Source organism: Streptomyces sp. NPDC030840 (genome assembly GCF_055572015.1).
Genome location: NZ_JBVIEE010000006.1, coordinates 261,849 through 280,096 on the forward strand (window position 1 = coordinate 261,849; position 18,248 = coordinate 280,096).

Consider the following 18,248-nt stretch of genomic DNA (forward strand, 5'->3'; position numbering starts at 1 on the left):
CCACAGGGGCGCGGGGAACTGCGCGACCAGCCACACTCGGCCCGCAGTCTTCCCACCGCCGATCCGCGGAGCGCCCGGCGGGGACTTATTCGAGAAGCTCCGCGTACGAGCCCATGGCCAGGGCGATGTCCGCCTGGGCCCAGAACCGGTGGTACGTGAACGACGGCGCGGCCCCGCCCGCCAGGTACGCCTCGATCTTCGACCAGGCCGGGTCGTCCTCGTAGAACGAGCGGATCGACTCGAAGGTCGACGACGAGTTGATCGCGTCGCCGTTCGGCATGGTGCCGGTCCAGCCGCTCGGGATGTAGACGCGGTCGTCAAAGCGGTTGTAGTCGGCTCGGGTCTCCGGGACGGCGATGCCGAGCGCGTCCTGGTTGTTCTTCCACATGCCGTCCAGCAGTGCCTTCGCCGTCGAGGCCGCCTGGGTGTCACCGGAGCGGTCGGCGTAGTACGTCAGCGTCTTGGCGTACGCGGCCGCCACGCCCACGTCGTCGGTGTAGTCGGCGACGGTGACGTGCAGCCCGCTGTTGGAGCCCGGGTTCGAGGCGTTCCAGGTGTCGGGGGCGCCCGACCACTGGAGCGTCGACGGGATGCGGTAGGTGCCGTCCGGGTTGACGGTGGTCTTGGACAGCGCCCAGTCGACCCACTTGTCGAGGATCGCCTTCGCGCCCGCGTTGCCCGTCTGCTGGTAGTACTCGGCGACCCGCTCCATGGACCACGCCTGGAAGCCGAACCACTGGTTGGACGGCGGGTCGTGGTACACGGGCTTCTCGTCGTAGTACATGCCGTAGAAGGTCGGCTTGCCGGTCGGCGGGGTGGCGTACCGCCCGCCCCAGCTGTTGGTGGCGCCGCCCGCGATGGCGCCCTCGTCCGACTGGAGCCAGCGGTAGAACTCGATCTGCCGGTCCAGGGACTTGGCCCAGTCCGCCTGGCCGGTCGCCGACTTGGGCTTCAGCGGCGCGTAGTTGGCGAGCGCGTACGCGGCGAGCGGGTTCTGGTAGCCGCCGTGCGCGTGGCTGGAGCCGATGCGCCACGACCAGCCCGCGGAGGTGTCGGTCGCGCCGCCCCACGCGTAGTACCAGGAGAGCAGGTAGTGCGAGGAGTCCTTGCCGGTGCCCGCCGGGCAGGACGAGGCCCCCACACAGTTGCCGATCTTCTTGAAGTACTTGTCGTACATGGCGTAGCGCAGGTAGTCGCCCATCTTCGCGGCCTTGCCGACGACCGCCGAGACGTCGGAGCCCTTGCCCTGCTCCTTGGCCCACTTGTCGGCCCAGTACGCGGCCTGCACGGCGCGCGCGTCGGCGTCGGGCGCGTTGGTGAACTTCCACTGCTTGGCGTACGACGCGTCGCCGGTGAACAGATCCAGGTACCCGTTCTTCCCACCGTACTTGAAGGCGTCGCAGGTGGGCTGTGGGACGGTCTCCCACACCGACTCCTGCGGGCCGCGCTGGAAGGTGTTGATGTACGACGGTCCGGTGTCCGTGGGGCCCGCCTCGCACTTGCCGGGCGAGTTGCCGTAGCCGTAGACGTTGTCGACGTCCTGCAGCCAGTGCATGCCGTACACGTCGTCCGTGCCGTACGCGCTCTTCAGCTCGGCGGCGATCGGGTCCGGGCCGACCGCGACACCGGCGTCCAGCTTCGCCGGGTACTCGTTCGGGGTGTCGTACTCGGGGGCGTAGGTGGCCGGCTTGGAGGGGTTGTAGAAGGAGTTGGTCGGCTGGTCCGCCTTCGTGGGGATCATGTACTTCTCCATGATCTCCCAGGCGCCGTTGAACTTGGACCAGTCACCCGTCACCTTGCCGTACATGGCCTGCAGCCACAGGAGGTAGCTGTACGCCTCCGAGGTCGTCTCATGGCCGTGGTCCGGCGCCTCGACGATCAGCGTCTCCACCGAGTGGTACGGGATGCCCTCGGGGGAGAAGTAGCCGTTCGCCGGGTTGGTGATCTTGCCGTACATCTCGAGGAAGCGGGCGTCGTACTCCTTCGACGCGGCCAGCTGCGTGACGGTCACCGAGGCCTTGGCGTGACCGGTGGCGGCGGACTCGAAGGTCGCCGAGCCGGTGCCGGAGGAGGCGGCCGTGATGGTCACCTTCTGCGCGGTGTTCCAGTTCCGCGGGGTGAAGGTGAGGGAGGCGCCATCGGTGACGGACAGGCCCGTGTTGCCGCTCGCCCTCGACGTCGTCACCGTCACGTTCGACGACGGTTGCGTCGAGAGTTTCACCTCGTACGTGCCCGTCTTGCCGGACTGCACGCCCAGTTGGAGCGGCGAGGCCACCACGGCCGGCCCCGAGGCGACCGTGATGCCGACCGGCGTGGAGTCCGCGGACGCGCCCATGCTGTCGTACGCCTTCGCCACCAGCGAATGACTGCCCACGGCCAAGTCGGAGACGGAGAGCGAGTAGGGGGAACTCGTGTCGGTGCCCAGCAGCTTGGTGTCGTCGTAGAACTCGACCTTGGTGACCGTCGCCCCGTCGGCCGCCGCGGCGGTGGCGGCGAGCGGCACGGCGTCGCCCTGCGAGTAGACGGCGCCCGCGGCCGGGCTGGTCAGCACGGTGACCGGCGGCTGGTGCGCGCCGGCGCAGGTCGTGCCGTTGATCGCGAAGTTGGTGGGTGCGGCGTTGGTGCCGCTGTAGGTGAACTGGGCGCCGGTGGTGACGGCGGCTCCGACGGCGATCGTCCCGTTCCAGGACGCGTTCTTCGCCGTCACCGTCGTGCCGGACTGCGACCAGGTGCCGCTCCAGCCGTTGCTGAGCTTCTGGTTGCCCGTGTAGTCGTACGTCAGGGTCCAGCCGGAGATCGCTTCCGTGCCCCGGTTGGTGATCGTGAGCTCGGCGGTGAAACCGGAGCCCCAGTCATTGGTCTTGTAGTCGACACTGCACTGAACTGCCGCTGCCTCAGCGGGAGTCGAACTCGCGCTCAGCATCGTGAAGGGGAGTGCGAGGGCCGCGACGACGGCGGTCCACAGCCGCCGTGCACGGCGTCTCCGTCTGGAGTGCATGTGCTGGTTCCTCCTTGCGGCTCGAAGGAAGTGGGGGGAGGAGCAACAAGCCTTGAACCAGTGGGAGCGCTCCCATATTGGGGAGGGGGGTGAGAGGGGTCAAGGTGCTTGAAGAGTCGAAAAGATTCGATGAACGCAAGACGGCATCACCTCTGGTCTTTACCGTCACTTGGCGCTACCTTCGCCCAACACCAGTGGGAGCGATTCCATCAGTCGACGCGCCTGTCCCTGACGCGTCAGAGCTGCAAGGAGTCGCTCATGCGACACCCCCCGCGTTCAGGTCTTTTACTCGTCGCCGCAGCCGTCGCCCTCGTCGGCACCGCGGTGGCTCCGGTGGTCACGGCGTCCGGTGCCGCGCCCGCCTGCACGGTCGAGTACTCGGTCACCAGCCAGTGGGACGCCGGCTTCCAGGGTGCCGTGGAGATCACCAACAACCAGGCGGCGCTGAGCGGTTGGAGTCTGACCTTCGACTTCGCCGGAGGCCAGAAGGTCACCCAGGGCTGGAGCGCCAAGTGGTCCCAGTCCGGCACGACGGTCACCGCGGCCAACGAGAGCTGGAACGGTTCGCTGCCCTCGGGCGGGAGCGTCAGCGCCGGGTTCATCGCCTCGGGGCCGGCGAGCAGCCCCGCGCCGACCTCGTTCAAGCTCAACGGGACGGCGTGCAACGTGGACGCGGAGCCCTCGCCGGACCCGACCGACCCGGACCCGACGGACCCGCCGCCGAGTGGTGACGGGCCGCCCGCGCTGGAGGTGTCCGGCAACAAGCTCGTTGACGCGAGCGGCGCGACCCGCCGGCTGCTCGGCGTCAACCGCTCCGGCGGCGAGTTCGCGTGCGTGCAGGGCTACGGCATCTGGGACGGCCCCGTCGACGACGCCTCCGTCAAGGCGATCGCCGACTGGAACGTCAACACGGTCCGCATCCCGCTCAACGAGGAGTGCTGGCTCGGGCTGTCCAACATCAAGCCCGAGTACCGGGGCGCCACCTACATAAGCGCCGTCAAGGACCTGGTGGCCAAGGTCAAGGCGCACGGCATGACGCCGATGGTGGAACTGCACTGGTCCTGGGGCCAGTACACGGGCAACTCGGCGGGCTGCTCCGACGTGCACGCCAGCTGCCAGAAGCCCATGCCCAACATGCAGTACACGCCTGCGTTCTGGACCTCGGTCGCGAACACCTTCAAGGACGACCCGGCCGTCGTCTTCGACCTGTTCAACGAGCCCTACCCGGACCGCGCCACCTCCACGGCCACCCAGGCGTGGACCTGCTGGCGCGACGGCGGCGCCTGCCCCGGCATCGGCTACGAGGTCGCCGGGATGCAGGACCTGGTCGACGCCGTCCGGAGCACCGGCGCCAAGAACGTGATCCTGGCCGGCGGGCTCGCCTACTCGAACGACCTGAGCCAGTGGCTGACGTACAAGCCGCATGACCCGACGGGCAATCTCGCCGCCGCCTGGCACGTCTACAACTTCAACACCTGCTCCAACGAGAACTGCTGGAACTCCACGCTGGCTCCCGTCGCGGACCGGGTCCCGCTGGTCGCGGGCGAGATCGGCGAGAACACCTGCGCCCACTCCTTCATCGACCGCGTCATGGCCTGGTTCGACGCACGGGGGCTCTCCTACCTCGGCTGGACCTGGAACACCTGGAACTGCGGCTCCGGGCCCGCCCTGATCTCCAGTTACGACGGAACCCCCACGTCCTTCGGCATCGGGCTGCGCGACCACCTGCGCTCCCTCGACGGATAGCCCCTCCAGACCGACTCGTACGGACCACCCCCACGAAAAAACCCTCTACGGATAGGAACCCGCACTCATGAGCCGTACCCGAACGAGAACGGCACTGCTCGCCGCACTGACCCTCGTGGGCGGCGCCGCCGGGACCGCCATGGCCGCCGTCCCCGGCGACACCGGCGCCCAGGCCGTCCCCTGCACCGTCGACTACAAGATCCAGAACCAGTGGGACACCGGCTTCACCGCCGCCGTCACGGTCACCAACAACGGCGCCGCCAAGTCGTCGTGGGCCCTGAAGTGGTCGTACGCCGGCAACCAGAGGATCACCAGCGGCTGGAACGCCAAGCTCAGCCAGAGCGGCAACGCCGTGACCGCGTCCAACGAGAACTACAACGGCGCGATGTCGACCGGCGGTTCGGTCAGCTTCGGCTTCAACGGCACCTACAGCGGCACCAACGCGATCCCGGCCACCTTCACCCTCGACGGCGTCACCTGCAACGTCGACGACGGCAGCGGTGGCCCCGGGGACCCCGGTCCCGGCGGCCCGTCCGGGCGGGTCGACAACCCGTACTCCGGCGCCAAGGTGTACGTGAACCCCGAGTGGCGGGCGAACGCCAACGCCGAGCCGGGCGGCAGCCGGATCGCCAACCAGCCCACGGGCGTCTGGCTCGACCGGAGCGCCGCCATCAACGGCGTGAACGGCAAGATGGGCCTGCGCGCCCACCTCGACGAGGCGCTGCGGCAGAAGGGCTCCGACGAGCTGGTCGTCCAGCTGGTCATCTACAACCTGCCCGGACGCGACTGCTCGGCCCTCGCCTCCAACGGCGAGCTCAAGCCGGATGAGATCGACAAGTACAAGACGCAGTACATCGACCCGATCAAGGCGATCCTCGCCGACCCCAAGTACGCCTCGCTGCGGATCGTCACCACCGTCGAGATCGACTCGCTGCCGAACCTCGTCACGAACACCGGCAGCCGCCCGACGGCCGTCCCGCAGTGCGACGTCATGAAGGCCAACGGCAACTACGTCAAGGGCGTCGGCTACGCCCTCAACAAGCTCGGTGACGTGGCGAACGTCTACAACTACGTCGACGCCGGCCACCACGGCTGGCTCGGCTGGGACGACAACTTCGGCCCCTCCGCCACCATCATGAAGGAGGCGGCGACCGCCGAGGGCGCCACGGTGAACGACGTCCACGGATTCATCACCAACACGGCGAACTACAGCGCGCTGAAGGAGAACAACTTCACCATCAACGACACCGTGGCCGGCAAGTCGGTCCGCGAGTCGAAGTGGGTCGACTGGAACCGCTACGTCGACGAGCTGTCCTTCGCCCAGGCCTTCCGCAACCAGCTGGTCTCGGTCGGCTTCAACTCGGGCATCGGCATGCTGATCGACACCTCGCGCAACGGCTGGGGCGGCACCGCACGGCCCACCGGGCCGGGCGCGACGACCAGCGTCGACACATACGTCGACGGCGGGCGCTACGACCGCCGCCTCAACACCGGCAACTGGTGCAACCAGTCCGGAGCCGGACTCGGCGAGCGCCCGCAGGCCTCCCCGGCGGCCGGGATCGACGCCTACGTGTGGATGAAGCCCCCGGGTGAGTCCGACGGCGCCAGCTCGGCCATCCCGAACGACGAGGGCAAGGGCTTCGACCGCATGTGCGACCCGACGTACACGGGCAACCCGCGCAACAACTACAACATGTCGGGTGCCCTGCCGAACGCCCCGCTGTCCGGCCACTGGTTCTCGGCCCAGTTCCAGGAGCTCATGAAGAACGCGTACCCGGCGCTGTGAGCCGTCACGTGCCCGGGGCCACGAGCCCGGGCACGTGAGCGCCTGGTGCACGGGGTCCGCCGGGAGCCAGGAATCCTGGGCCTGCCCCCGGCGGACCACGATGGTGGCCCTCCTGCCCGGATTGCCGACACGGCAACGTCGATTGCCGCAACGCGGTGCGTCGGCGCACGCTGGCGGCATCCGGACGAGAGGGTCACCACCATGGGACACCACCACGAGCACGATCACGGCAACCACCACGGCAACCACTACGGCCACACCGACATCGACTGGTCCGCCATGGCCTCGAAGCTGGAGGCGGAGGCGGAGCTGTTCTCCCCTCTGTACGCACGGGCAGCGGCCTGGCTGAGCAAGCGGCAGCCCCATCCGGGGCTCGTCGTCGACGCGGGCAGCGGGCCCGGCGTCGTGGCCGGCGTGCTGGCCGAGGCGTTCCCGGGCGCTCGTGTCGTCGCCGCGGACGGCTCGGGCCCCCTCCTCGAACGCGCCGGGGCGCGGGCCGAGCGTCTGGGGATCGCCGACCGCTTCAGCACCCTGGAGGGCGACCTCCCGGACGCGCTCGGTGACCTGGACTACCCGGTCGACCTGCTCTGGGCGAGCCGGAGCCTGCACCACCTCGCCGACCAGCGGGCGGCCCTCGCGGCCTTCGCCGAGCGGCTGGCGCCCGGCGGCACCCTCGCGCTGCTGGAGGGCGGCCTCCCCGCCCGCTACCTGCCCCGCGACATCGGCATCGGCCGGCCCGGTCTCCAGGCCCGTATCGACGCCGTCGAGGCCGACCGGTTCACCGCGATGCGGGCCGAACTCCCCGGAGCCGTCCAGGTGACCGAGGACTGGCCCGGCCTTCTCACCTCCGTCGGCCTGCGCGGCGCCACCAGCCGCACCTTCCTGCTCGACCTGCCCGCTCCGCTGCCCGACGAGGCCCGCGCGTTCGTCGTGACCATGTTCCAGCGCCACCGCGACACCGTCGGGGAACACCTCGACGCGACCGACCTCGCGACCATCGACCGGCTCGTCGACCCCGACGACAAGGCGAGCCTGTACCACCGGCCGGACGTCTTCGTGCTGGCGGCGCACACGATCCATGTGGCGGAGGCGGAGTTCCGGACCCGGTAACGGGTGTTCCGGGCCGGCAGGTACCGGGCGCGCGATCACCATGACGCGCGCGCCCCTGACGCGTCGGGCCGCACTCCTCGCCTCAGAACAACGCGTCGAGCCCGCCGATCAGCGGCAGTGGGGCGATCGCCCCGGCCGGCGCCGCCACCGCCAACCCCGGCCCTATGTCCCGCTTCCCCAGGAACCTCTCGGTCATCATCACGGCCTGCGCCGCGGCCAGGGCGAACATGGCGACCGACGCCGCCTGCCCGCCGACCGGGATGGCGTTGACCGCCGTGGCCGCGGCCATGTTGGCCATCCAGATGACCGCCACGTCGGCGAGGAAGACGACTCCGGTGTCGCTGTCCGCCGCCGGTTTGTCGAGGGTCGCCGACGCGTCCTGCGCGTCGGCGAAGCCGCTCCCGTCGCCGCCCCCGGACGGTGCGCCCCCGCCGCCCTTGGAGCCCGGGTAGGTGGCGTCCTTCGTCGCGGTTCCAGGAGCTCGGAGGGTGGGATGCGCCGCGGGCGGCGCCTGCCGACGTCGCACACGGTTCAGCGCGCTTGACTTCGAGAGTGCTCCAACTGGTGAACTCACGTCACTGACAACGCACATGTGGGGGTAATCACCATGAGCGACTCTCCTGTCGCGCTCATCACGGGCGGGGGCAGCGGCATCGGCGCCGCGGTCGCCCGGCAACTGCTGGACGCGGGACACCGGGTGACCGTCACCGGGCGGGGCGAGGAGCGGCTGCGTGCCTTCGCCGCCGAACTGGGCGACCCGGAAGGGCTGCTGACGGTGGCCGGGAACGCGGCCGAGTACGACAGTGTCCGGGGCGCCGTCGAGGCGACGCAGAAGGAGTTCGGCCGGCTCGACACGGTCGTCGCCAACGCCGGGTTCGGCACGCACGACACGGTCGCCGAGGGCGACCCGGCCGGCTGGACCGACATGGTGCTGACCAATGTGCTCGGGCCCGCCCTCCTCATCAGGGCCTCCATCGACTCGTTGAAGGAGACCCGGGGGCGGATCGTGCTGGTCGGCAGCGTCGCCGGCTTCGTCAACACACCGGGCAACATCTACGGGGCGACCAAGTGGGCCGTCACCGGGCTCGCCGAGAACACCCGCCGCCAGGTCACCGAGTGGGGCGTGGGCGTCACCCTGATCGCACCCGGCCGGGTCGAGACCCCGTTCTGGGACAACTACGGCAGCCTGCCGCCGGGCCACCTGCTCACCGCCGACCAGCTCGCCGACTCGATCGTCTGGGCGATCCGCCAGCCGCCCGGTGTCGACGTCAACACCATGGTCGTACGGCCGATCGGACAGCCCAACTGATCGACCGCCGTGTCGCCTCGGCACGACGGCCGGCCGGTGCTCCGGGTCCGCCGGGCGTGCCCCGGGTACGCGAAACGCCCCGGAACGGGACCGGAAGGTCCTGCTCCGGGGCGTTTGTCCAGGCCGGTCAGGCCACGTCGAACGTCGCCGGGTCCGGGCCGAGGCGCCGGTCCTCGTTCAGTGCGCTGATCGCGGCGATGTCCTCCGTGTCGAGGGAGAAGTCGAACACGTCGATGTTCTCCTTGATCCGGGACGGGGTCACGGACTTGGGGATCACGACGTTGCCGAGTTGGAGGTGCCAGCGCAGCACGATCTGGGCCGGGGTGCGGCCGTGCTTCTGCGCGATGGCGACGATCGCGGGGACCTCCAGGAGGCCCTTGCCCTGGCCGAGCGGCGACCAGGCCTCGGTGGCGATGCCCTGCTGCGCGTGGTACTCACGGGCCGCGTGCTGCTGGAGGTGCGGGTGCAGCTCGATCTGGTTGACCGCGGGGATCACGGAGGTGGCCTCGATCAGGTGATCCAGGTGCTCCGGAAGGAAGTTGGAGACGCCGATGGCGCGGGCGCGGCCGTCCGCGTACAGCTTCTCGAAGGCCTTGTACGTCTCGGTGGACGTGCCCTTGGCCGGCAGCGGCCAGTGGATCAGGTACAGGTCCACGAACTCCAGGCCGAGCTTCTCCAGCGACGCGTCGAAGGCACGCAGCGTGGAGTCGTACCCCTGCTCGCTGTTCCAGAGCTTGGTGGTGACGAAGAGGTCCTCGCGGGGGAGACCGGAGGCCGCGAGCGCCTTGCCGGTGCCCTCCTCGTTGCCGTAGATCGCGGCTGTGTCGATGCTGCGGTACCCGGCCTCCAGGGCGGTGGTGACCGCCTGCTCCGCCTCGTCGTCCGGCACCTGCCAGACACCGAAGCCCAGCTGGGGCATCTCGACGCCGTTGTTCAGAGTGATCGGGGGGACCTTGCTGCTCACGAGCTCTCGATCCTTCAGTCGTCGGGTGGTACTCCCATCGTCAACGATCACGGGCTCCGCCGCATTCCTCACCGGTGAGTCCGTTGCCCGAATCACAGGTTGGCCGGAATTGGACCCGCCGGTTCGGCCGTATCGGTCTGGACCATTGACCCCGCACCTCCGTGCGGACACCCTGTACTCCCGCCGACGGGCGCGTCGGTGAACGTCGGCCATGTACATGAACTCCCCACGCGCGATCCCCGCCCCCCAACTCGCGACGCGCAACCCGCGACCCGCGATCCACGACTCACCCACACTCACGACTCACGACGAGGTGAACAGTCATGAGCACCACGCGTAGAACCCTCCTGGGAGCCGCTCTCGGCGGTGCCGCCGCCGCTGCCGCCGGCGTTCCCGCGTCCACCGCCCACGCCGCCTCCTGGCAGCTGAAGTGGTCCCCGTCGGCGAGCGAGGACGGCCTCGGCGCCTTCGAGACCATCGAGGACGACCGCGCCGACTCGCACACCTCCGCCTCCCCGCACATCTTCGCCACCGGCAACAACTGGCGCTTCACCATGCACACCGTCGACCGCGACACCTCGACCGACCGCCAGCGCCACGAGGTCACCGGACTGCGCAACGGCAGCGGAAGCAACTACCTCAGGTGGACCGAGGGCCAGACCTGGCGGGTCACGTACTCGATGTACATCCCGAGCTCGCTGAAGGCCACGACCACCTTCACCCACATCATGCAGATGAAGCAGCCGGGCGCCGGCTCCGCGCCGATCGTCGTGCAGTCGCTGCGCCGGGTGAACGGGGCGCAGACCATCGAGCTGAAGCTGTTCGACGACGACATCCTGGTCGGCCGTACCGCCCTCGACCCGCTGCACGACAAGTGGACGGACGTCGACTTCCAGATCAAGATCGGCAACGGTTCGGCCGGTTCTGTCCGCTGGATCCTCAAGAGCGGCTCCAGCACCGTCATCGACGCCTCCAAGACCGGCGTCGACACCTTCCTCGCCGACCGTGTCCGCCCCAAGTGGGGCATCTACCGCTCCCTGGGCGACACATCGGGCTCCCTGCAGAACACCTACATGCTGCTCACCAACCTGCGCGGCTACCAACTCGTCTGATCCCACGGTCAGTCCGTGACCCCCGCGCCGAGGTACGCCTCGCGCACCCGTGTGTCCGCGCGCACCTCGGCGGGCGTCCCCTCGGCGAGGACCCGCCCCAGGTCGAGGACGACGACCCGGGCGCACACCTCCATGACGAAGGAGACGTCGTGCTCGACGAGGAGCACCGCACAGCCCTCCTCGGCCGCCAGTCGCCGCACGACGGCCGAGAGGGCGCGGCTCTCCTCGGCGGTCATGCCCGAGGCGGGCTCGTCCAGGAGCAGCACCCGGGGCGGGTCCGCGACCGCGCGGGCCAGCTCCAGCATGCGGGCCCGGCCGACGGGCAGGGCCGCCGCGTACGACTCGGCGACCGCCTCCAGGCCGCAGGCGCCCAGCACGTCCGCCGCCCGCTCCCGGCGCGCCCTCTCGTACGGTCGCCGGGTCGGCGCCCCCACCAGGTCGGCCACGAGCCCGCCTCCGCCGCCGCGCCACTCCTGGGCCACGACCAGGTTGTCGGCCACCGTCAACTGGCCGAAGGGCTGCTGCCGTTGGAAGGTGCGTCGCATGCCGTGCCGGGCGCGCCAGACGGGGGAGCGGCGGGTGATGTCGTAGCCGTCGAGGAGCACGCGGCCCGCGTCGGGGCGGCGGATACCGGACAGGACGTCGAACAGGGTGGTCTTTCCCGCCCCGTTGGGGCCGATGAGCCCGCACACCTCGCCGGCGCGCAGGTCCAGGTCCACGCCGTCCAGGGCGCGCACACCACCGAAGCGGACACCGACGCCGGTGGCCCGGAGAACCGGGGCGCTCGGACTCGGGCTCGTGCTCTGTGAGCTCGTGGTCCGGGTACGTGAGTTCATGATTGACGCACCTCCCGGGGCCGGTGCCCCTGATCGCCGGGCGCGTCGTCCCGCCCTCCCGCGCCGATCCCCAGGTACGCCTCCGTCAACCGGTCAGCCTCCACCTCGGAGCGCGGCCCGCACCAGGTCACCCGCCCCCCAGCCAGGTACGCGACCGTGTCGGCGACCTGGAGGACCTCGGCCGCCTTCTCCTCGACGAGCAGCAACGCCGTGCCGGTCTCCTTGAGTTCGACGAGGAGACGGAACACCTCCTCGACCACGCGGGGTGCGAGACCGAGGGAGGGCTCGTCCGCGATCAGGACGGCGGGCGGGCGCTGGAGGAGGGGCGCGAGCGCGAGCATCTGCTGTTCGCCGCCGGACAACGACCCGGCGGTGACGCCGCGCCGGGCCGCGAGCGCGGGGAAGCGGTCGTAGACGGCGTCGCGTTCGCCCTTGTCCCGCAGCTGGAGTGCCAGGTTCTCGTCGATGCTCAGTGCGGGGAAGATGCCCCGGCCCTCGGGCGCCAGCAGCACGCCGGCCCGTGCCCGTCCGACGGCTCCTTCCCGCGTGGCGTCGCGCCCGGCGGCGTGCACCCGCCCGGACAGCGGCGGCAGCAGCCCGGCGGCCACGCGGCACGTCGTGGACTTCCCGGCCCCGTTGGGCCCGAGCAGAGCGAGGATCTCACCGGGGCGTACGGCGAGGTCGACGCCGTGCAGGACCGGCGCACCGTCGTATCCGGCGAGCACACCGCGCAGTTCGAGGGCCGCGTCGGTGACGGGCGCCACCCGGGGCCCGGACGGTTCGGTAGCGACCGGAACGACCGGAACGACCGGAGCGACCGGGGTGACTGGGGTGACAGGAGCGACCGGAGCGACAGAGGTGACTCTGGTGGCTGAAGGAGTGACGGAAGTGCCGGGAGCGACCGCCGTGGCCCGCCGCCGGTGCAGCCGCGTCGGCAGCGCCGCGCAGTACCCGTCCGGGTCGTTCGCCAGGGCGAGCCCCGCCAGTCCGAACAGGATCACCGGCAGATGCGCCGACTCGGTCACGTAGTCCGCCATGAGGTGCGGCATCACCGCGAACACCAGCCCGGCCACCACCGCGTACTGCGGCCGCCGCACCCCGGCTGCCACGACCACCGCCAGCCAGACGAGCCCCGTCATCGCCGTGAAGTCGGTCGCCGTGATCCGGGTGCTGTACGACGCGTACATCACGCCCCCGAACCCCGCGAGTCCGGCGGACAGCGTGAACAGGGTCAACTTGGTCCGGACGACCGAGACACCCGAGGCCATCGCCGCCGCCGGAGCGGACCGCACCGCCAGCATCGCCCGCCCGGACGGCGAGTCGCGCAGCGCGCTCAGCGCCGCCACGACCACCGAGACGAGTACGAGCATCGCCACGCCCATCGCCCGGTCGTCGGACAGGTCCAGCGGACCAAGGACGGGCCGTGGGATCGCCCAGCCCGTGTCGCCGTTGCGCAGCCAGCCCATCTGGAACAGGACCTGATCGGCGAGGAAGGCCAGCGCGAGCGTCGCGAGGGCCAGCGACCGGCCGCCCAGCCGCAGCGCGGGCAGCGCCACGAGCGCGCCCAGCAGGGCCGCCGCGCACGTGCCCACCATCGCCGCCGCCGCGAACGGCCACCCGTGGCTCATCAGCAGCCCCGCCACGAGCGCCGCACCCGTCACGAACGTCGCCTGCGCCAGCGACACCATCGCCCCGAGCCCGGTCACCACCGTGAAGGACACGAACACCAGGGAGATCGCGAGCCCTTGGGCGAGGACACCGCTCCAGAACGGTGTGGTCACCGTGTAGAACGCCACGGCCAGCAGTACCGCCGCCACCGTCCAGGGACCCCAGCGCCGTACCCATGACCGTCCCGCCAGATGGTCCACCGGCGGTGCGTCGGCCGCCGTGGTCCCCGCCGTCCGCTGCCGCCGGGTCAGCACCAGCAGCCCGGCGAAGAGGATGAGAAACGGGACGGCCGTACGGAACCCGGTGATCCGCTCGGCGAAGGACGCGTATCCCGCGACCAGGTTCTGCAGGACCCCGAGCCCGAGTCCGCCCGCGAAGGCCAGCGGGACCGAGGCGAAGCGGCCCAGCACGGCGGCCGTCGCCGACACGAACAGGAACAGGGTGAAATCGTGCGCGGACAAACCGAGCAGGGGAGTGGCCAGCACGCCGGCCAGCCCCGCGAGCCCGCTCGACAGCATCCACGCGATCGACGACAGCCGGTCCGCGCTCATGCCGCGCAACTCCACCAGCGAACGGTTGTCGACCGCCGCGCGCAGCCGCAGCCCGAGCGGGGTGTGCCGCATCAGCACCCACAGCGCCACGGCCACCACGGCCGTCACCACCCAGGTGATCAGCTGGTCGGAGTCGACCCCGACCCCGTCCATCAGCTGCCAGGAGGCCGCCGGGCTCGGTCCGACGCCGGGCAGCCCGAACTGGTTCTCGGCCGGCCTGACCGGCGCCCCGGCCCCCTCCAGCAGTTCCACGATCCACAGCCCGAGCGCGGGCAGCGCCACCAGCAGCCCGATGGTGGCCACGATCTGGGCCGTCTCACCGACCCGGGCGAGCTTCCTGAACATCAGCCGGTCGAGGCCCCAGCCCAGCCCGGGCGCGACGACGCACACCAGCAGCAGGGCGGTCGGCACGGCGGGCCAGCCGAAGCCGGAGTGCAGCTCGTGGAAGGCCAGCGCACACAGGTACGCGGTGGCGCCGTGCGCGAAGTTGAACAGCCCCGAGGCCGAGTACGACAGCACGAGCCCGGTCGCCAGCAGCGCGTACAGCGCGCCCGAGACCAGTCCGCTCAGCACGAACCCCAGCAGGTCGGACATCCCAAGCCCTCCTGGCCGGCCGCTACGTGAAGGGAATGGGCGAGTAGCACGTGAAGGGCGCCGACACCACGTACCTCCCGCTCTTGAGCTGGACGAGCGCCCCGCACCCGAACGACTCCTTCTGCCCCTTCGGTTCGGCCCGGTCGCCGACCAGCGTGCCGGTGTCGGAGAAGCCGTTCGCCGCCTTCTGGAAGGACTCGGCGGTCAGGTCCTCGCCCGCCTTGCCGGCGATGGCGAGGAACAGGTCGGCGCTCATGTATCCGGTCATCATGTGCATGTTCAGCGGCACCTCCTTCCCGGCCGCCTTCCGGATGTCCTCGCGGAACTGCCGCATGTCCGCGCTGTCCTGCTCGAACGGCTGGAACTGCGTCAGCACGTGCACCCCGTCCAGGGCCTTCGCCGTCGCGTCCTTGGCGAGCAGCGCCGGGTCGTAGTCGGTGGGATCGGTGAGCACGCCCTTGTACCCGGTCCGCTTGAGGGCGGTGAACAGCCCGATGTTGTACGGCGTCTGCATCACCGACACCACGGCGTCCGGGGCCCTGCCGCCGTCGCTGCGCAGGATCTCCTTCGTGTACGCCGACCAGTCGCTCGGCACGGCCCCGGCGGGCACGGCCGGCTTTGCGTACGTCACCTCGTAGCCCGCCGACAGGAAGCTCTGCCGGTAGGTGCGGATGGCGAACGTGCCGGCGTCGCTGTCGTTGGCGAGGATCGCGACGGACTTGCCCTCCGAGCCGCCCATCACCTTCTTCAGCCCCTCGGGCCAGGTCTGCGAGATCGTCCCACCGGGCGTGGGCACCATGCAGCCACCGAAGCCGTAGATGTAGGTCGGCCCGCAGAACGACGGCAGGGTGCCCCAGCCGAAGGTCGGCACCTTCTGCTGCTGCAGGAAGTCGGCGCCCGAGAAGGTGGTGGAACTCATCGGCGCGATCGCGAACACCTTGTCCTGCTGGACGAGTTTGCGGGCAGCCGCGAGGTTCTTCGCGGGATCCTGCCCGTCGTCCTCCGCGCCGAGGTAGTCGATCTTCCGCCCGTGGACGCCGCCCTCGGCGTTGGCCCGGTCGAACCGGGCCTTCGCGCCCAGGTCCGTGTCCTTCTTCGAGTAGCCCGTGCTCGTGGTCATCGAGACGATGCCGCCGACCTTGACCGAGTCGTCGGTGACTCCGCGTGCGGCTCCGCCGGTCTTGCCCGAACTCGTGCTGGTCGCGGCCGAGTTGCAGGAGGTGGCGAGCAGTAACAAGGCCACGGCTGCGATGACGGTACGGATCGAACGCGACACGGTCGGTCCCTCCTTGCGTCGAGTGACCGAAAGCGTGCGTGAGATCTGACGGGTCGTCAATAAGTGTGACGGTAAGTGGGTGCTGTGGTCTCGTCCGCCTGGTTGGGGTGGCGGCCGGTGCGGGTCCGTTGTGGCTGGTCGCGCCCACGCGACGGCGCCGCGTATGGCACAGCCCCGCGCCCCTGCGGGGCGATCTTCAGGCCCTGTACAGCGCTTCGACCTCCGTCGCGTACGCGTTCTCTATCGCCTTGCGCTTCAGCTTCAGGGACGGTGTGAGCAAGCCGTGTTCCTCGGTGAACTGGTGGGCGAGGATCCGGAACGTTCGGATCGACTCGGCCTGGGACACCAGCGTGTTGGCCGCGACCACGGCCCGTCGTACCTCGGTCTCGAGGTCGGGGTCCCGCACCAGTTCCTGCGGGCTCATGTGCGGCTTGTCGCGCATCTGCAGCCAGTGCTCCACGGCTTCTCCGTCGAGCGTGACGAGGGCCGCGATGTACGGGCGGTCGTTGCCGACGACGATGCACTGGGCGACCAGCGGATGGTCCCGTACCCGTTCCTCCAGGAGCGCGGGCGAGACACTCTTGCCGCCGGAGGTCACCAGGATCTCCTTCTTGCGCCCGGTGATGGTGAGGTAGCCGTCCTCGTCGAGGGAGCCGAGGTCACCGGTGGCCAGCCAGCCGTCGTGCAGCGTCTCGTCGGTGGCCTTCTGGTTGTTGAGGTAGCCCTGGAAGACGTTGTCGCCGTGCAGCCAGATCTCGCCGTCGTCCGCGATGTGCACGGTCATACCCGGAATGGGCTGGCCGACGGTGCCGTACCGGGTCTTGCCGGGTGGGTTGGCGGTGGCGGCGGCGGTGCACTCGGTGAGGCCGTACCCCTCGTAGATGAAGACGCCCGCGCCCGCGAAGAACAGGCCGAGCCGCCGGTCCATCGCCGAGCCGCCCGACATCGCGTGCCTCACCCGCCCGCCCATGGCGGCCCGGATCTTGGAGTAGACGAACTTGTCGTAGAGCTGGTGCTGCATGCGCAGGCCCGCCGACGGGCCCGGCCCGGTGCCCCACGCCTTCGCCTCCACCGCGTCGGCGTAGTTCACGGCGACCTCGACGGCCTTCTCGAACGCGCCGGCCCTGCCCTCCTTCTCGGCCTTGCGGCGCGACGCGTTGAAGACCTTCTCGAAGATGTACGGCACGGCCAGGAAGAACGTCGGCCGGAAGGCGGCCAGGTCGGGCAGCAGGGCCGCGGCGTTGAGCTGGGGCTGGTGGCCGAACTTGACCTTCCCGCGGATCCCGGCGACCTGCACCATGCGCCCGAAGACGTGGGCGAGCGGCAGGAACAGCAGGGTTGCCGCCTCGTCGCCCTTCTTGGAGTGGAAGAGGGGCTCCCACTTCTTGATGACGGTGTCCGCCTGGAACATGAAGTTCCCGTGGCTGATGACGCAGCCCTTGGGGCGGCCGGTGGTGCCGGACGTGTAGATGATCGTCGCGGTCGACTCGGGGGTGACCGCGCGCCGGTGCCGGTGCACCACGTCGTCGTCGAGGTGCGCGCCCGCCTCGTACAGCTCGTGCACGGCGCCCACGTCGAGCTGCCACAGTTTGTGCAGCATCGGCAGCCGGTCGACGACCGTGGCGACCGTCATCGCGTGGTCCTCGTGCTCGACCATGATCGCCGACACCTGCGCGTCGTGCAGCATCCAGAAGACCTGCTCGGCGGAGGACGTGGGGTAGATGGGGACGACCTGCGCGCCGATGGACCACAGGGCGAAGTCGAAGAGCGTCCACTCGTAGCGCGTACGGCACATGATGGCGACCCGGTCGCCGAAACGTATCCCCTGCGCGAGGAGCCCCTTGGCGAGGGCGAGCACCTCGTCCCGGAACTCGGCGGAGGTGACGTCGCGCCAGCGCCCCTGCTCGTCCTTGCGGCCGAGCGCGACGTGCAGCGGGTCGTCCTGGGCGTACTCGTAGACGACGTCGGCCAGACCGCCCACGGGCGGTGCCGACGCCAACGGAGGGTTGGTGAACTCGCGCAATCCCACTCCTCGTGGCGTCCCCACAGCGCCGTGAAAGCTACCTCACCTGCGATCGGGGCGGGAGGGGTGATGGAACGTGCCAATAGGGCGGCTGCGGTCCTGGACAGCCTGGAGAAACACACACGGAAAGGGAGGAGCGGGATGAAATTCCTTACGGGGGAGTAAGTTTCGATCCCGTAATCTCCACCGAATCTGTACGCCGTGATTACGGTGTGCGCCGGTGTGATCACAGATCCGGAACAATTCGCTCCGCGCGCCGGGCGCGGCCGGCGTCA

Annotated in this window: 12 protein-coding genes; 5 read left to right on the forward strand and 7 right to left on the reverse strand. The window is 70.1% G+C overall.

From position 1 onward, the window contains the following. Window positions 1-85: 85 nt before the first annotated feature. Window positions 86-2,998, reverse strand: a complete 2,913-nt coding sequence (locus ACZ49J_RS16400; RefSeq protein WP_467453528.1) for a glycoside hydrolase family 48 protein — start codon at window positions 2,996-2,998, stop codon at window positions 86-88. A 258-nt stretch (window positions 2,999-3,256) separates the two neighbouring features. On the opposite strand from ACZ49J_RS16400, the gene ACZ49J_RS16405 reads away from it, so the two are divergent. The 3 genes from ACZ49J_RS16405 (at window position 3,257) to ACZ49J_RS16415 (ending at window position 7,640) form a co-directional block, all read left to right on the forward strand. Beyond that, window positions 3,257-4,744, forward strand: coding sequence for a cellulase family glycosylhydrolase (locus ACZ49J_RS16405; RefSeq protein ID WP_467453529.1), 1,488 nt, complete (start codon window positions 3,257-3,259; stop codon window positions 4,742-4,744). A gap of 67 nt (window positions 4,745-4,811) precedes the next feature. Then, window positions 4,812-6,530 (forward strand): glycoside hydrolase family 6 protein, encoded by a 1,719-nt coding sequence (locus ACZ49J_RS16410; RefSeq protein ID WP_467453530.1) that lies wholly within the window; start codon window positions 4,812-4,814, stop codon window positions 6,528-6,530. Between the two features lie 201 nt (window positions 6,531-6,731). Further along, the gene (locus ACZ49J_RS16415; RefSeq protein ID WP_467453531.1) at window positions 6,732-7,640 is read left to right on the forward strand and encodes a class I SAM-dependent methyltransferase; all 909 of its coding nucleotides are present in this window, start codon (window positions 6,732-6,734) and stop codon (window positions 7,638-7,640) included. Window positions 7,641-7,722: 82 nt separating this feature from the next. Here the strand turns inward: ACZ49J_RS16415 and ACZ49J_RS16420 are convergent, their stop codons facing one another. Beyond that, window positions 7,723-8,166, reverse strand: coding sequence for a hypothetical protein (locus ACZ49J_RS16420; protein WP_467453533.1), 444 nt, complete (start codon window positions 8,164-8,166; stop codon window positions 7,723-7,725). Window positions 8,167-8,247: 81 nt separating this feature from the next. Here ACZ49J_RS16420 and ACZ49J_RS16425 point away from each other — a divergent pair, with 81 nt between their 5' ends. Beyond that, window positions 8,248-8,949 carry an SDR family oxidoreductase gene (locus ACZ49J_RS16425; protein ID WP_467453534.1) on the forward strand — a complete coding sequence of 234 codons (702 nt, stop codon included), beginning with the start codon at window positions 8,248-8,250 and terminating at the stop codon, window positions 8,947-8,949. Between the two features lie 127 nt (window positions 8,950-9,076). Here ACZ49J_RS16425 and ACZ49J_RS16430 read toward each other — a convergent pair whose 3' ends face one another. Continuing rightward, on the reverse strand, window positions 9,077-9,913 hold the full coding sequence (locus ACZ49J_RS16430) for an aldo/keto reductase (RefSeq protein ID WP_467453535.1): 837 nt from the start codon (window positions 9,911-9,913) through the stop codon (window positions 9,077-9,079). A 323-nt stretch (window positions 9,914-10,236) separates the two neighbouring features. Here ACZ49J_RS16430 and ACZ49J_RS16435 point away from each other — a divergent pair, with 323 nt between their 5' ends. Continuing rightward, on the forward strand, window positions 10,237-11,025 hold the full coding sequence (locus ACZ49J_RS16435; RefSeq protein WP_467453537.1) for a Tat pathway signal sequence domain protein: 789 nt from the start codon (window positions 10,237-10,239) through the stop codon (window positions 11,023-11,025). A gap of 8 nt (window positions 11,026-11,033) precedes the next feature. On the opposite strand, the gene ACZ49J_RS16440 is transcribed toward ACZ49J_RS16435, so the two are convergent. The 4 genes from ACZ49J_RS16440 to ACZ49J_RS16455 form a co-directional block, all read right to left on the reverse strand. Then, window positions 11,034-11,861 (reverse strand): ABC transporter ATP-binding protein, encoded by an 828-nt coding sequence (locus tag ACZ49J_RS16440; protein ID WP_467453539.1) that lies wholly within the window; start codon window positions 11,859-11,861, stop codon window positions 11,034-11,036. Beyond that, complete coding sequence (locus ACZ49J_RS16445; RefSeq protein WP_467453540.1) at window positions 11,858-14,674, reverse strand: ABC transporter permease subunit; 2,817 nt, start codon at window positions 14,672-14,674, stop codon at window positions 11,858-11,860. The genes ACZ49J_RS16440 and ACZ49J_RS16445 overlap by 4 nt, the downstream gene beginning before the upstream one ends. Window positions 14,675-14,696: 22 nt before the next feature. Then, window positions 14,697-15,950, reverse strand: a complete 1,254-nt coding sequence (locus ACZ49J_RS16450) for an ABC transporter substrate-binding protein (protein ID WP_467453542.1) — start codon at window positions 15,948-15,950, stop codon at window positions 14,697-14,699. Window positions 15,951-16,146: 196 nt separating this feature from the next. Next, on the reverse strand, window positions 16,147-17,973 hold the full coding sequence (locus ACZ49J_RS16455; RefSeq protein WP_467453543.1) for an AMP-dependent synthetase/ligase: 1,827 nt from the start codon (window positions 17,971-17,973) through the stop codon (window positions 16,147-16,149). Between the last annotated feature and the right edge of the window lie 275 nt (window positions 17,974-18,248).